Consider the following 12,712-nt stretch of genomic DNA (forward strand, 5'->3'; position numbering starts at 1 on the left):
ACACGCTGAAGAAGGTCGCCGCCGTGCTCAAGCAGGAAGAGATTCCCTTCGCGCTCGGCGGCAGCTTCGCCCGGAAACCCGTGGTGGTCCAGCGCCGTCCGCTGGCATCAGGTGGCCGCCCGCAGGGTGGAGGCGCGTGCTGTCGGGGGTCGGGATCGGGGGCGTGTGCCGGGGTGGTGTCGGGATCACGGTGGAGACGGCGGTGCCCCGCCGGCCGGGTGGGCGGCGGGGCACCGGTGGTGCGGGTGGATCAGGCGACGAAGCGGGTCCGGCGGCGCTTGGCCACCACGTAGCCCCCGACGCCCGCGACGAGCAGCAGGCCGCCGATGCCGGCGATCAGGCCGGTGGACTCACCGGTGATCGGCAGCTCGGGGTCGTCACCGCCGCCCTGGCCGCCGCCCGCGTTGACCAGGATCTTCGCGGTGTCGTTGGCCGGGTCGAGGTCCTTGACCTCGGCCTCGTCGTAGCCGGTGCGCAGCTTGACCTCGCCGGTCCGGCTGCCGGCCTTGTCGATGCGCAGCTCGAAGTCGAACTCGGCCTTCTCGCCCTTGCCGAGGTGGCCGGGCAGGAAGCAGCGATAGACCGAGGCCCCGGGCTTGCCCGGCTCCCCCTCGCCGCTCTCGCCGTCGAGGCAGGTCTCCGGGGCGCGCACCGCCGTGACGCCCTTCGGCAGCGTCACGGTGGTCCCGACCCAGATCCCCTCGCTGCCGCCGGTGCCGACGGCCGCCGGGCCGTTGTTGACGTAGCCGAGCGTCACCGGGACGGTCGTGCCGACCTCGCCGTTCACCTTGGCCCCGAGCGCCGCCACGTCGGCCCGCTGGTCACCGGTCACCTGGAGCTGCATCCAGGTCTCGTTGTTGTAGGGCTCGACGTCGGTCTGCCGCGAGCGTTGGGCGGCGACGGGTTCGAGCTTCAGCTCGCCCTCAGTGCCCTTCGTGCCGAGTTCGTCGGCCACGTCCACCTCGGACAGGAACTCCTTCCAGTCCGCGGGGGTGAACCAGATCGCGGCGCCGAAGTAGTCGTTCGGGGCCCAACTGTCAGCCGGCACCGTGAAACCGAAGCTGGAATCGAGCCGCGCTGCCTCGCCCGGCTCGATCACGCTGTCAAACGTGCAGGCGAAGGCGTAGGAGTCGAACTCGTCGTTGGTGTACTCGCAGTTCTCGTACCGCTTCGAGGGGTTGAGGCCGTAGGAGCCGAAGACGAACAGCACCGCGCCGCGGGTGGTCGTCTCGCCCCGGTTCTCCACCTTGAGCGGGGCCTTGAGCGTGGCGCCGGGGGCACCCTTCAGCTCCAGCGACTCCTCGGCGGCGAGATCCACGCCCTCGCCGATGGCGACGGTCGAGCGGTAGCTGGCCGAGCCGGAGTCGGCAGAGGTGACGGTGAACTCCAGTTCACCCTCCTGGTCCGGCGTGGCGCCGTCCTTCGCCCGCACGAACAGTTCGACCATGTTCAGGTACGAGCCGTCGTCGTCCGTGTCCTGGACCTTGCAGGTCAGGATCGCGCCGGACTCGGTGCAGGCGTCCTCGGGGCCGCTGTTCTGCACGTCGGCGAAGGCGGCGACCTTGCTCCGGTCCACCTTGACCGTGAAGTCGCCGTGTCGCTCGGCCGTCAGGGCGAAGAGGGTGACCCATTTCTCCGTGCCGCCCGGGGCGACGATCACGTTGTTTGCGTAGAGATCGAGATCCTCGGCCGGAGCGGCCGAGGAGGGGGTGGCGGAGGCGGCGACGAGCGCGCCTGCGACGCCCAGCCCGGCCAACCAGCGCCGGGTGGAGTGCTTCAGCATGTGGGGAGTCCTCCCGTGGGGGTGCCAGGAGTGGCGAGCGGATCTTAAGAAGGCCTTAAGACTCGCCGCTGTCCCGATTCGCCTCCGGCGGCAAACATCGACCGAACGGCTGACCAGGATCGTCGCAACGTTCCGCCCGCCCGGACCCGTCATCTGGGGCAGGAGCCCGGGAGGTGCAGTGACGTACGAGGAGTTCGCCGACTCGCGGCTGGCCGCGCTGCTGCGGTACGCGGTCATGCTGACCGGCGACCCGCACCAGGCGCAGGACCTGGTGCAGGACACCATGGTCCGGGTCCAGCTCAACTGGCGTCGGGTGGCTCGGGCCGACTCGCCCGAGCGCTACGTCCGCCGGATGCTGACCAACCAGTACGTCGACTGGCGGCGGGGCTCCTGGATGCGCCGGGTGCTGCTGCGCGCCGAGCCCGACGACGCGGTGCCGGTGCCGGCCGACCACGCCCAGCACGCCGTGGACCGGGACCAGGTCTGGTCCTGGCTGTCCGGGCTGCCGCGCCGGCAGCGGGCCACCCTGGTGCTGCGCTACTACGAGGACCTGCCCGACGCGGAGATCGCCGACATCCTCGGCTGCGCCGTCGGGACCGTCCGCTCGTCCATCTCGCGCGCCCTGGCCACGCTGCGGGCGGAACACGTGGAGGCCTGCTCATGATCGAGGACGACCTGCGTGCCGCCTTCGCCCGGCACGAGGCGCTGACCCCGCCCGTCGGTCCGCTGCGGTCCGCGATCGACCGGCTCGCGGCTGCCCGTCGCCGTCGCCGGCGGCGGCTGCGGGCCGGCGGTGCCGCGCTGGCCCTGCTCGGTGTGCTGGCGATCGGGATACCACCGTTCACGCCCGACCGGGTCGCCGAGGACGCCACCCTGCTCGCCGAGCCCGCCGGCTCGGCACCGACGGGCGCGCTGAACATCCTGCTGCTCGGCGTGGACGGCTCGGCGAAGGAGCCCGCCCGGCTGGCGGACTCCGTCCTGCTGGTGCACATTCCGGCGGACCGCAGCCGGCCGTACCTCATCTCGCTGCCCCGCGACCTGGCGGTGCCGATTCCCGGTCACGGGACCGACAAGCTCAACGCCGCCTTCCGGTACGGTGCCGGCGACGGCCGGCCCGACCTGGGGCGCGGCTACGAGCTGACCCGCCGGGTGGTCACCGACCTGACGGGCGTACGCGTGGACGCCGGCGCGGTGCTCACCTTTCCGGTGCTGCGCCGGCTCACCGACGAGGTCGACGGCGTGGAGGTCTGCCTGCCGCGTGAGGTGCGCTCCATCCACACGAAGCGGGTCTTCCCGACCGGCTGCCAGCGGCTCGACGGCGCCGCCTCGGTCGACCTGCTGCGGCAGCGGCGGGGACTGCCCGAGGGCGGGCTCGACCGGGACCGGCACGCGCAACTGTTCGCCGCCGGGCTGATCCGTCGGGCCGGCGAGCAGGGGGTGTTAGCCAACCCGGCCAGCCTCTTCGCCCTGGTCGACACCGTCGGCGCGGACCTGGTCGTGGGCGGTGACGGCTCGCCACTGGTGGACCTGCTGAAGGTGCTTCCGGATCTGAAGTCCGTCGACCCGGTCGGGCTCAGTCTCCCGGTCGGGCCGCCGGAGGGCCTCGGCTGGCGGCTGCCACCGGATCCGAAGGAGGCTCCGGCGTTCCTTGCCGCGTTGCGGGAGGACCGGCTGGCGCAGTGGGCGGCGCGGAACCCGGGTCAGGTCAACCGCACCCGTTGACGGATCAGCGGTAGTCCTCCTCGTCGGGGGCGACCACCCGGGCCTGCTCCATGGCGTCCCAGTCGTTGATCTCCAGGCCGCGATGCGGCTCGACGTCGGCCTCGCCGGGGTCGACCACGGCGGCCTGCTCCACCGCGTCGGCCGGTTCCGCCTCCATGTCGCGCTCCTCGGGGCTGAGGTGGTCGCTGGGGGCGAAGTCCTCGTCGGGCTGACCCATCAGTCCCTCCCGGGATCTCGGCGGACGGTTACCCCACACACCGTACGGGCTGCGCCCGCCCGCCGCTCGGAAGCCGAGTCGACCGAATCGCCCCACCGGTCGCCGCCCCCGGTGCCAGGATGATGCCGTGGGCTTCCTGATCAGGCTGGCGATCACCGCGGTCGCGCTGTGGATCACCACGCTGATCGTGCCCGGCGTCGAGGTGACCGGCCGCTCCGGCGCCGACGACGCGCTCACGCTCGTCGTCGTGGCGTTGATCTTCGGCGTGGTCAACGCGGTGCTCAAGCCGCTGATCAAGGTGTTCGGCTGCGTCTTCTACCTGCTCACCCTCGGCCTGTTCGCGCTGGTGGTCAACGCCCTGCTCTTCCTGCTGACCGACCGGATCGCCCGGGCGCTGGACCTGCCGTTCCAGGTGGACGGCTTCTGGGCCGCGTTCTGGGGCGCCATCGTGATGGCCGTGGCCACCTGGCTGATCAGCGTCGTCGTGCCCGACAGGTGGGGGCAGCGGTGAGCGCCGCGACCGGCCGTCGGGCGCGTACCGGGGCGGTTGTGCCGGCGCCCCTCTTCTACGGGATACTTCCGACGGTGGACAGCGCGGTCCGGCGCACCCAAGGACAACAGCGGCCGGCGACGGCCGACAGCGGTAAGTAAGGAGCGTTCGACATGCCCATCGCTTCCCCCGAGACCTACGCGGAGATGCTGGACCGCGCCAAGGCCGGCCGGTACGCGTACCCCGCGATCAACGTGACGTCCTCGCAGACCCTGAACGCGGCGCTCAAGGGCTTCGCCGATGCGGAGAGCGACGGCATCATCCAGGTCTCGACCGGTGGCGCGGAATACCTCTCCGGACCTTCGATCAAGGACATGGTCACCGGCGCGGTGGCGTTCGCCGCGTACGCGCACGAGGTGGCCAAGAAGTACCCGGTCAACATCGCCCTGCACACCGACCACTGCCCGCAGGAGAAGCTGGACAAGTTCGTCCGCCCGCTGATGGGCATCTCGCAGGAGCGGGTGAAGCGCGGCGAGGAGCCGCTGTTCCAGTCGCACATGTGGGACGGCTCGGCCGTGCCGGTGGCGGAGAACCTGGAGATCGCCGCGCAGCTCCTCGACGAGGCCGCCAAGGGCAAGATCGTCCTCGAGATCGAGGTCGGCGTGGTCGGCGGCGAGGAGGACGGCGTCGAGAACGCCATCAACGAGAAGCTCTACACCACGGTCGAGGACGGCCTGGCCATGGTGGACGCGCTCGGCCTGGGCGAGAAGGGCCGCTACATGGCGGCGCTGACCTTCGGCAACGTGCACGGCGTCTACAAGCCGGGCAACGTCAAGCTCCGTCCGGAGATCCTCAACCAGATCCAGGAGGCGGTCGGCGCCAAGTACGGCAAGGAGAAGCCGCTCAGCCTGGTCTTCCACGGCGGCTCCGGCTCGCTGCTGTCCGAGATCCGCGAGGCGCTCGACTACGGCGTGGTGAAGATGAACATCGACACCGACACCCAGTACTGCTTCTCCCGTCCGGTCGCGGACCACATGTTCCGCAACTACGACGGCGTGCTCAAGGTCGACGGCGAGGTCGGCAACAAGAAGATGTACGACCCGCGGGTCTGGGGCAAGGCCGCTGAGGCCGGCATGGCCGCCCGCGTCGTGGAGGCCTGCGAGCACCTGCGCTCGACCGGCACCACGCTCGCCAAGTGACGCGCTGACGCGTACCGCCGGCGGCCGGCTCCCCACCGGGGGCCGGCCGTCGGCGTGTTCCGGCCGGTCAGGCCGTCGCGGTGAGCACCCGGACGGCCTCGTGGACGTCGTCGGTGAGGTGCACGGTGGCGGACAGGTCGCCGAACGGCGAGGCGCCCAGCAGCGGTCGCAGCAGCGACTCCACCGGCAGCTCCCGCGTCCAGTACGCGCGGTCCAGGAAGACGTACGCGCCGCTGGCCCCGTCGGTGCCGTAGTAGGTCTTGGTGGCCGCCTGGAACACCTCCTGCACGGTGCCGGCCCGGCCGGGCGCGAAGACGATCCCGCCCCGGGCCAGCCGCAGGATGGTGTCCTCCCGGATGGCGTTGGAGAAGTACTTCGCGATCCGGCCGGCGAACAGGTTCGCCGGCTCGTGCCCGTAGAGCCAGGTCGGGATGGCCAGCCCGCCGGCGCGCGCCCAGCCCACGTCGCCGCCGGCCAGCGTGGCCGAGTCGACGCGGGAGACGCTGGCGGGGTCGGCGGCCCGGGGCCGGGGCGGCGGCACCGGCTGGCCGTAGCGCTCCCGGACCAGCAGCGCCGCCGCCGTGTAGCGGTCGTGGTCGGTGAAGTCCGGCGCCCCGGCGAGCAGGTCGATCGCGGCGTCCAGGTCCTCGACCGGCCGCAGTGCCAGGAACGCGCCCAGGTTGGCGGCCTCCATCACCCCGGGCCCGCCGCCGGTCACCACCAGCCGGTCGGCCCGGGCCAGCTCCCAGCCCAGCACGGCCGCCATCCGGTACGGCGCGCTGCCGCGCGGCACCGCGTGTCCGCCCATGATGCCGACCACCGACTGCGGCCCGTGGGTGGCCAGCCAGGCGCGGGTGGCGTCGGCGAGGGCGTTGTCCACGCCGTGGTCGTGCAGCCGCTGGCCGAGCGCCTCCTTCACCTCCGGCAGCGCCCCGCCGTGCGCGCGGAAGTGCTCGTACACCCGGGTGTCGTACATCCCGGCGAAGCCGCCCTCGGCGAAGCCGGCGGCCAGGTCCTCCGGGGTGTAGAGGTGCGACGGCTGGGTCGGGTAGGGCAGCCCGGAGAACGGCGGCACGACGTTCGCGCCGCGCCGGACCAGGTCTGCGCCGACCTCGCGGGAGGCGAAGCGGCACCCGACGAACAGGGTGCCGGTCACCTCGATCCCGGTGAGGTCGGGGACGGGTGCGAGGTCGAGCCGGAGCCCCTGCACGGTCAGCCCGACCAGGCTGCCCGTGGCCAGTCGCCGGTCGAACTCGGCGCGGGTCTCGATCTCGTCGGTGCAGGTGTGCGGCTCGATGACGTCCGCGGGTGGTGGGGTCGGCACCCTCGCCATCCTGCCCCGCCCCGGCAACCGGCCAAACCTGCGGGGGCAGCCGTGCGGTCGGCAGACCCGGGCCGGCGGCCGGGCGGTACGGACGCGGCGGCGCCGGGCCACCCGGTTCGTCGGGAGCGCGCCGGGCCTGGTTGGAACGGACAGGAGCCCGGCGGCCACAGCCACCGGGCTCCTGCATAACCCGGTCCTGGGGAGGCTCCGGACCAATAGTTGTAGTGGAAAACATCTGCTGGTGGCATAGGCCGCAGGCGTGACCAACTCCTCAGCCGTTCAGCCAACCAGCTCGCCCAACCCCCTCGCGTACCCGCGGGCGAAGCGGGTTGAATGGGACGATGCAGAACCTGTTGCCGGAACCACCGGCCACCCTCCTCCCCGCGCACGACGAGGCCGACGCCGCCCTGGCCGCCGCCGAGCAGGCCGGCAGCGACGAGGCGTACGCCGAGGTGGCGGCGCGCTTCCCGACCTACAGCGCCGGCTGGGGCGCGCTGGCGGCCCGGGCCCTCGCCGCGGGCCAGGTCGTCCCGGCGTACGCCTACGCGCGCACCGGCTACCACCGGGGGTTGGACCAGCTGCGCCGCAACGGCTGGAAGGGGCACGGCCCGGTGCCGTGGTCGCACGAGCCGAACCAGGGCTTCCTGCGCTGCCTCTACGTGCTGTCCCGCGCCGCCGACGCGATCGGCGAGGCCGACGAGGCGGCCCGCTGCGCCCAGTTCCTCCGGGACTGCGACCCGGCCGCCGCGGACGCGCTGGCCAGCAACTGACGCCGCGCCGACGGCCGGCCCGACCCGCTGTGGGCCGGCCGTCGGACTGTCCCGGTCCCTACAACCCCTCCGCCACCGAGGCGGCGATCTTCAGCCAGGCGTCCCGCGTCGCCGAGGAGAGGGCGGCGTACCGGATCGGCTCGCCGGTGTCGATGAGCCGTTCGTACGGCGCGAGCAGCACCGCCCGGGTGCGGGCCGCGAAGTGTTCCTGGATCGCCGGCAGGTCGATCTCCTTGCGCGAGGGCGGCATGGAGACCACGGTGACCGCCTGCCGGACCAGCCGCTGCCGGCCGCTCTGCTCCAGGTGGTCCAGCATCCGGGCGGCCGTCTCCGCCGAGTCGTTCCGGGCCGACATGGTGACCACGAGCTGGTCGGTGGCGTCCATCGCGGCCTGCCAGTTCTGGGCGCGTACGTTGTTGCCGGTGTCCACGAAGATCAGCTTGTAGAACCGGCTCACCACCTCGCGGATCTCGGCGAACGCGGCGGCGGTGAGCATCTCGCCCCCGGTCGCCGACTCGTCCGAGGCGAGGACGTCGAACATCCCCTCGCCCTGCGACCGGACGTACTGCGACAGGTCGCCCACCCGCCCGTGCGCGCCCTGGAACTGGCCCAGGTCGCGCAGCATGTCCCGCACCGTACGCGAGTGGAAGTCCTGCTGGGCGCGCATCCCGAGGGTGCCCTGGGTCTCGTTGTTGTCCCACGCCAGCACGTAGCCGCCGCGCTTCTGGCCGAACGTCATCGCCAGCAGCAGGATGGCCACCGTCTTGCCGGCGCCGCCCTTCGGGTTCACCACGGTCACCTGGCGCAGCCCGCCGAAGTTGCGGCGCACCATCTCGATGTCCCGCCGCAGCTCCTGCTCGTGCCGCCCCGGCGGGAGCCGCAGCCCGATCCGGTTCGCCACCGCCCGTACGCCCATCGTGGCCACCGGGTCGGCGGGCCGCACCTGCCGGCGGCGGGCGAAGTCCTCGGCGGTCGGCGGCGCGGTGATCGCCGGGTTCCAGTTCGGGTCGGGCTGGGCCGGCGGCACGGCGGTCACCCCCTCGGCCGCCTGGTACGCCTGCTGCGGCACCGGGCCGGCGACCCCCGGCGTGCCCTGCGGCCAGGCCGGCGGATACCACCCGGGCTGGGGCGGGTACGGGCCGGGCGGCGGCGGGCCCGCCTGCTGCGGCGGGTACGGGCCGGTCATCTGCGGCGGGTAGGGGCCGGGCGGCGTGGCCTGCGGCGGTGCCCCCGCATCCGGCCCGGGGCCCCCGGCCGCCCCGGGCGCGCCGCCCTGCCAGGGGCCGCCCTGCTGCGGCATGCCCTGCCCGGCGCTGTCCTGCTCGTCCGTGCCCTGCCCAGCCGTGTCCGGTCCGGCTGCGTCCTGTGGGGGCATGCCCTGCCCGGCCGTGCCCTGTGGGGGCGTGCCCTGCCCGGTTGTGTCCCGCGGGGGCACGTCGGGGCCGGGCGCGGCGCCTCCGCTCGTGGGCGCCGGCTCGGCGGCACCGTGGTCCGTCATGGCTGCCGGCGGGGCGGTGCCGGTCGCCAGCGTGGGTTCGACGGCGGACGGGGCGGGCCGCTGCGGCGGCTGTGCCCACGGGGACTCGGCCGATCCGCGCGCCCCGCCACCGTGGGCCGCGCCGCCGTTCGCCGCGCCGCTGATCGCCGCTGTGCCGCCTCCGCTGTCGGTGCTGCCGGCGACCCCGCCCGTCGCCCGCCCGGCACCGGTCGCGTCCGGTCCGGCGGCGAACTCCGGCGACCGCTCGCTGGCGGCGGCTCGGTCGGTGGCCGAGGGCTGCGGAATCGCGGCCGGGCGCGTGACCGGGATCGGCGCGGCCGGCTGGTCGAGGCTGAAGGGCATGTCGAGGTCGACCCGGGCGGGGGCGGGCTGAGAAGACCGGGGAGCCGGCACGCCGGCCCCGACGCCCTCGGCCGGGTGCCCACCCGCCCCGACCGCCGACCTGGTTCCGTTCCCCGCGACGCCCGGGGCGCTCGTGCCCCCACCGGTTGTAGCGGAGGTGCCCGCGCCGGGCGGAACGGCTGTGCCGGCGCTGGGCGGTACGGCCGCGCCCGAGGCTGGCGGAACGGCTGCGCCCGCGCCCGGCGGAACGGCTGCGCCCGAGGTCGGCGGTGCGCTCGTGCCGATGCCCTGCCGGGCGGCTGCGTCCGAACCGGCGGGCGGGGCGGTCGAGTCGCTGGGCGGGACGACTGTGCCTGCGGCGGGCGGGACGACAGCGCCTGCGGCGGGCGGGACGGTCGGCCCTGCGGGGGGCGTCGGCGGCGCCCAGCCGTGGCCCGAGGGGCCGGGCGCCCAACCGGAGGCCGCAGCCGGCGGGGGCGCCCAACCGGTCGCCGGGTCCGGCGGCGCGGGCGTCGCCGGGCCGCCCGGCGGGCCGCCGGTCAGGGACGGGTAGTCGGCGGGCGAGGGCGGGGCGGCCGGTCGGCCCTGCGGGGGAACGGGCGACCCCGGTGAGGCGGTCGACGCCCACGGCGGCGCGTCGGCACCGTCGATCTGGTCGGGCGGCCAGAGTGGTTCGATGTCCCGCTCCGGCACCGGCGGCTGGCCGGGCACGTGGACCCGGTCGGCGTTCTCGTCCACCACGGTTCCTCCCCATTCCTTCTGCCGAGGATAGGCCCAGTGGTCGGCCGCGGTCGGCCGTCGCGGGGGACGCCGAGGTCAGCTCGTCCAGACCGCCCAGGCGCCCGGCTCGGTCCACCAGGACCGCTTCCGGCTCAGCTCACCCTCGGCCCCGTCGTCGAGGAACGGGACCTTCCCCTCGCGGGGCAGCACGGACACGGCCCGCCCCCGGGCGCGGCGTACCTCCAGCCGCACTCGCTTCCTGCCCAACGCCGAACGGGTGACCACGGGCACGGCCACCGCCACCTCGACCCGCCCGTCCGTCGGGTCGGGGTCGCCGAGCAGTGTCACGTCGTCGAGTCGGGCGTACCCGCCGGCGTTGCCGATCGCGCAGGCCAGCAGCGGGTCGTCGCCGTTGGAGAGGACGGCGTCGTCCACCTCGACCCGCCCCCGCCAGTGCAGCGGCCGGCCGCTGTCGTCGGCGGCGCCGATCAGCGCGCCGTCCAGGGTCACCGAGCCGCCGTCGTTGCGCAGCAGGTCGAGCCGGCGGGCCGTGCCGTCCAGCACCGCGGCGGCCACCGCCGCCGGGTCGCGGGGCAGCCCGAGCTGCGCCGCCAGGTCACGGTGCGTCGTGCTCCGCGCCGGATCGAGCGGGAGTACGCCGATCGGCGGCAGGTCCGGCACCGTGCGGTTGCCGGGGAGGTCGTCGGGACGGCGGCTGGGCGGTGGGGCGTACCGCCGGACGAGCCGGCGCACGACGGCGCGCAACTGCGCGTCGCTGGCGGCGGCGACCACCAGCCGGATCTTGGAGTCCGGGTCGGGCCAGGTGAGGCCGTCCGGGCGGGGCGGCGCGTCGAGCCGGGCCAACACCTCGTCGATCTCGGCGTCCGAGCGGGCGGTGACCGTCTCCACCCGGGCGCCCCGGGCGGTGAGCGCGTCCGCGCAGGCCAGCACCGGCACCCGGGGGGTGTCGCAGCGCTCCCCGGCCTTCCCGTCGTGCCGGTCGCCGGTCCCGCAGACGTCGGCCGCGTCACGTGCCGTCGCGCCCCCGTCCGCCGTCGCCCCGGCCCCGGTCCCGGCTCCGTTCGCCGTCGCCCCGGCGTCGCCCTCGTGCGCCGTCGCGCCGCCGCAGCAGGCACCGCCGCTGCCGCAGGCCCCGCCGGGCGCGTCGCGCTCCGAGCCGAGGGTGAGCAGCACCACGTCGTACACGGAAACGGCCTCCTGCCTCTCGACGCGACCCCTGCCGGCCGCGTCGTCACTACTTGTTAGCCTGACACCCCGGGCTCGCTGACCGGTCGCCACCTGGCACCCGAGCCTTCTGGAGGCGAGAAGATGCCAGCGATCGTGCTCCTCGGCGCCCAGTGGGGCGACGAGGGCAAGGGCAAGGTTACCGACCTGCTGGGTGAGCGGGTCGACTACGTCGTGCGCTACTCGGGCGGCAACAACGCCGGCCACACGGTGATCACCCCGGACGGCCAGAAGTACGCGCTGCACCTGATGCCGTCGGGTGCCCTGTCACCGAGCGCGATGATCGTCATCGGCAACGGCGTGGTGGTCGACCCGAAGGTGCTGCTGGCCGAGATCGACGGGCTCGCCGAGCGGGGCGTGGACGTCAGCCGGCTGCGGATCTCCGGCGACGCGCACCTGATCATGCCGCACCACCGGGCCCTGGACCGCGTCGTCGAGCGCTACCTCGGCAGCTCCCGGATCGGCACCACCGGCCGGGGCATCGGCCCCGCGTACGGCGACAAGGTCGCCCGGATGGGGATCCGGCTGCAGGACCTGCTCGACCCGGGCATCCTGCGCAAGAAGCTGGAACTGGCGCTGCGCGAGAAGAACCAGCTCCTGTTCAAGGTGTACAACCGCAAGGCGATCGACGTCGACGCGACGATCGAGGAGTACCTGGAGTACGCGGAGCGGCTCAAGCCGTACATCGCCGAGACCCGGGTCATGCTCTGGGACGCGCTGGACCGCGGCGAGACGGTCCTGCTGGAGGGCGCCCAGGCCACCATGCTCGACATGGACCACGGCACGTACCCCTTCGTGACCTCGTCGAACCCGACGGCCGGCGGGGCCTGCGTGGGCGCCGGCATCCCGCCGACGGCGATCAGCAAGGTGATCGCGGTCAGCAAGGCGTACACGACCCGGGTCGGCTCCGGGCCGTTCCCGACCGAACTCTTCGACGACAACGGTCAGCACCTGCGCAAGGTCGGCCACGAGTACGGCACCACCACCGGCCGGGAGCGCCGCTGCGGCTGGTTCGACGCCGTCGTCGCCCGGTACGCCTGCCGCCTCAACGGGGTCACCGACCTGGTGGTCACCAAGCTGGACGTGCTGACCGGCCTGCCCAAGGTGCCGATCTGCGTCGGGTACGAGATCAACGGCAAGCGTTACGACGACATGCCGATGACCCAGACCGACTTCCACCACGCGACTCCGATCTACGAGGAGCTCGACGGCTGGTGGGAGGACATCACCGAGGCGAGGACCGAGGCGGAACTCCCGGAGAACGCCCGCCGCTACATCGCCCGCATCGAGGAACTCTGCGGCACCCGCGTCAGCGTGGTCGGCGTAGGCCCCGGCCGCGAGGAAAACGTCCTCCGCCACCCCCTCCTCCCCTAACCCCCCTCCCCTCGGGGACCACCCCGTT

At 73.9% G+C, this 12,712-nt stretch carries 11 protein-coding genes; 6 read left to right on the forward strand and 5 right to left on the reverse strand.

All coding sequences use genetic code 11. From position 1 onward, the window contains the following. Positions 1-250: 250 nt before the first annotated feature. The gene (locus AB0L34_RS10530) at positions 251-1,783 is read right to left on the reverse strand and encodes an LPXTG cell wall anchor domain-containing protein (protein ID WP_363703744.1); all 1,533 of its coding nucleotides are present in this window, start codon (positions 1,781-1,783) and stop codon (positions 251-253) included. A gap of 178 nt (positions 1,784-1,961) precedes the next feature. Between AB0L34_RS10530 and AB0L34_RS10535 the strand changes: the two genes are divergently transcribed. Together AB0L34_RS10535 and AB0L34_RS10540 are read left to right on the forward strand one after the other, a co-directional pair. After that, complete coding sequence (locus AB0L34_RS10535) at positions 1,962-2,447, forward strand: SigE family RNA polymerase sigma factor (RefSeq protein WP_350702198.1); 486 nt, start codon at positions 1,962-1,964, stop codon at positions 2,445-2,447. After that, positions 2,444-3,505 carry an LCP family protein gene (locus tag AB0L34_RS10540; RefSeq protein ID WP_363703746.1) on the forward strand — a complete coding sequence of 354 codons (1,062 nt, stop codon included), beginning with the start codon at positions 2,444-2,446 and terminating at the stop codon, positions 3,503-3,505. Before AB0L34_RS10535 ends, AB0L34_RS10540 begins: the two co-directional genes overlap by 4 nt. Positions 3,506-3,509: 4 nt before the next feature. On the opposite strand, the gene AB0L34_RS10545 is transcribed toward AB0L34_RS10540, so the two are convergent. Continuing rightward, on the reverse strand, positions 3,510-3,722 hold the full coding sequence (locus AB0L34_RS10545) for a hypothetical protein (RefSeq protein ID WP_357449824.1): 213 nt from the start codon (positions 3,720-3,722) through the stop codon (positions 3,510-3,512). Positions 3,723-3,849: 127 nt separating this feature from the next. On the opposite strand from AB0L34_RS10545, the gene AB0L34_RS10550 reads away from it, so the two are divergent. Both AB0L34_RS10550 and fbaA read left to right on the forward strand, forming a co-directional pair. Beyond that, the gene (locus tag AB0L34_RS10550) at positions 3,850-4,233 is read left to right on the forward strand and encodes a phage holin family protein (RefSeq protein ID WP_350702192.1); all 384 of its coding nucleotides are present in this window, start codon (positions 3,850-3,852) and stop codon (positions 4,231-4,233) included. Between the two features lie 152 nt (positions 4,234-4,385). After that, positions 4,386-5,411, forward strand: a complete 1,026-nt coding sequence (gene fbaA, locus AB0L34_RS10555; protein ID WP_350702190.1) for a class II fructose-bisphosphate aldolase — start codon at positions 4,386-4,388, stop codon at positions 5,409-5,411. A 67-nt stretch (positions 5,412-5,478) separates the two neighbouring features. Here fbaA and AB0L34_RS10560 read toward each other — a convergent pair whose 3' ends face one another. Continuing rightward, on the reverse strand, positions 5,479-6,744 hold the full coding sequence (locus tag AB0L34_RS10560) for a hypothetical protein (RefSeq protein ID WP_363703749.1): 1,266 nt from the start codon (positions 6,742-6,744) through the stop codon (positions 5,479-5,481). Positions 6,745-7,076: 332 nt separating this feature from the next. Here AB0L34_RS10560 and AB0L34_RS10565 point away from each other — a divergent pair, with 332 nt between their 5' ends. Beyond that, positions 7,077-7,505: a DUF3151 domain-containing protein gene (locus AB0L34_RS10565; RefSeq protein ID WP_350702186.1), complete on the forward strand. Its 429-nt coding sequence runs from the start codon at positions 7,077-7,079 to the stop codon at positions 7,503-7,505. A 58-nt stretch (positions 7,506-7,563) separates the two neighbouring features. Here the strand turns inward: AB0L34_RS10565 and AB0L34_RS10570 are convergent, their stop codons facing one another. Both AB0L34_RS10570 and AB0L34_RS10575 read right to left on the reverse strand, forming a co-directional pair. Next, entirely contained in the window at positions 7,564-9,345 is a 1,782-nt protein-coding gene (locus AB0L34_RS10570; protein ID WP_363703805.1) for a chromosome partitioning protein, read from the reverse strand. Positions 9,346-10,161: 816 nt separating this feature from the next. Continuing rightward, on the reverse strand, positions 10,162-11,271 hold the full coding sequence (locus AB0L34_RS10575) for a hypothetical protein (protein ID WP_363703751.1): 1,110 nt from the start codon (positions 11,269-11,271) through the stop codon (positions 10,162-10,164). A 123-nt stretch (positions 11,272-11,394) separates the two neighbouring features. On the opposite strand from AB0L34_RS10575, the gene AB0L34_RS10580 reads away from it, so the two are divergent. Then, positions 11,395-12,684, forward strand: a complete 1,290-nt coding sequence (locus tag AB0L34_RS10580; RefSeq protein WP_357449811.1) for an adenylosuccinate synthase — start codon at positions 11,395-11,397, stop codon at positions 12,682-12,684. The last annotated feature ends 28 nt before the right edge of the window (positions 12,685-12,712 follow it).

Source organism: Micromonospora sp. NPDC052213, from assembly GCF_040679695.1.
Taxonomy (GTDB): domain Bacteria; phylum Actinomycetota; class Actinomycetes; order Mycobacteriales; family Micromonosporaceae; genus Micromonospora.

Excerpts from the sequence above, each read along its gene's own strand:
- AB0L34_RS10530 (WP_363703744.1), bottom strand. The coding sequence starts at position 1,783 with ATGCTGAAGCACTCCACCCGGCGCTGGTTGGCCGGGCTGGGCGTCGCA.
- AB0L34_RS10540 (WP_363703746.1), top strand. The coding sequence starts at position 2,444 with ATGATCGAGGACGACCTGCGTGCCGCCTTCGCCCGGCACGAGGCGCTG.
- AB0L34_RS10545 (WP_357449824.1), bottom strand. The coding sequence starts at position 3,722 with ATGGGTCAGCCCGACGAGGACTTCGCCCCCAGCGACCACCTCAGCCCC.
- fbaA (WP_350702190.1), top strand. The coding sequence starts at position 4,386 with ATGCCCATCGCTTCCCCCGAGACCTACGCGGAGATGCTGGACCGCGCC.
- AB0L34_RS10560 (WP_363703749.1), bottom strand. The coding sequence starts at position 6,744 with ATGGCGAGGGTGCCGACCCCACCACCCGCGGACGTCATCGAGCCGCAC.
- AB0L34_RS10565 (WP_350702186.1), top strand. The coding sequence starts at position 7,077 with ATGCAGAACCTGTTGCCGGAACCACCGGCCACCCTCCTCCCCGCGCAC.
- AB0L34_RS10570 (WP_363703805.1), bottom strand. The coding sequence starts at position 9,345 with ATGCCCTTCAGCCTCGACCAGCCGGCCGCGCCGATCCCGGTCACGCGC.
- AB0L34_RS10580 (WP_357449811.1), top strand. The coding sequence starts at position 11,395 with ATGCCAGCGATCGTGCTCCTCGGCGCCCAGTGGGGCGACGAGGGCAAG.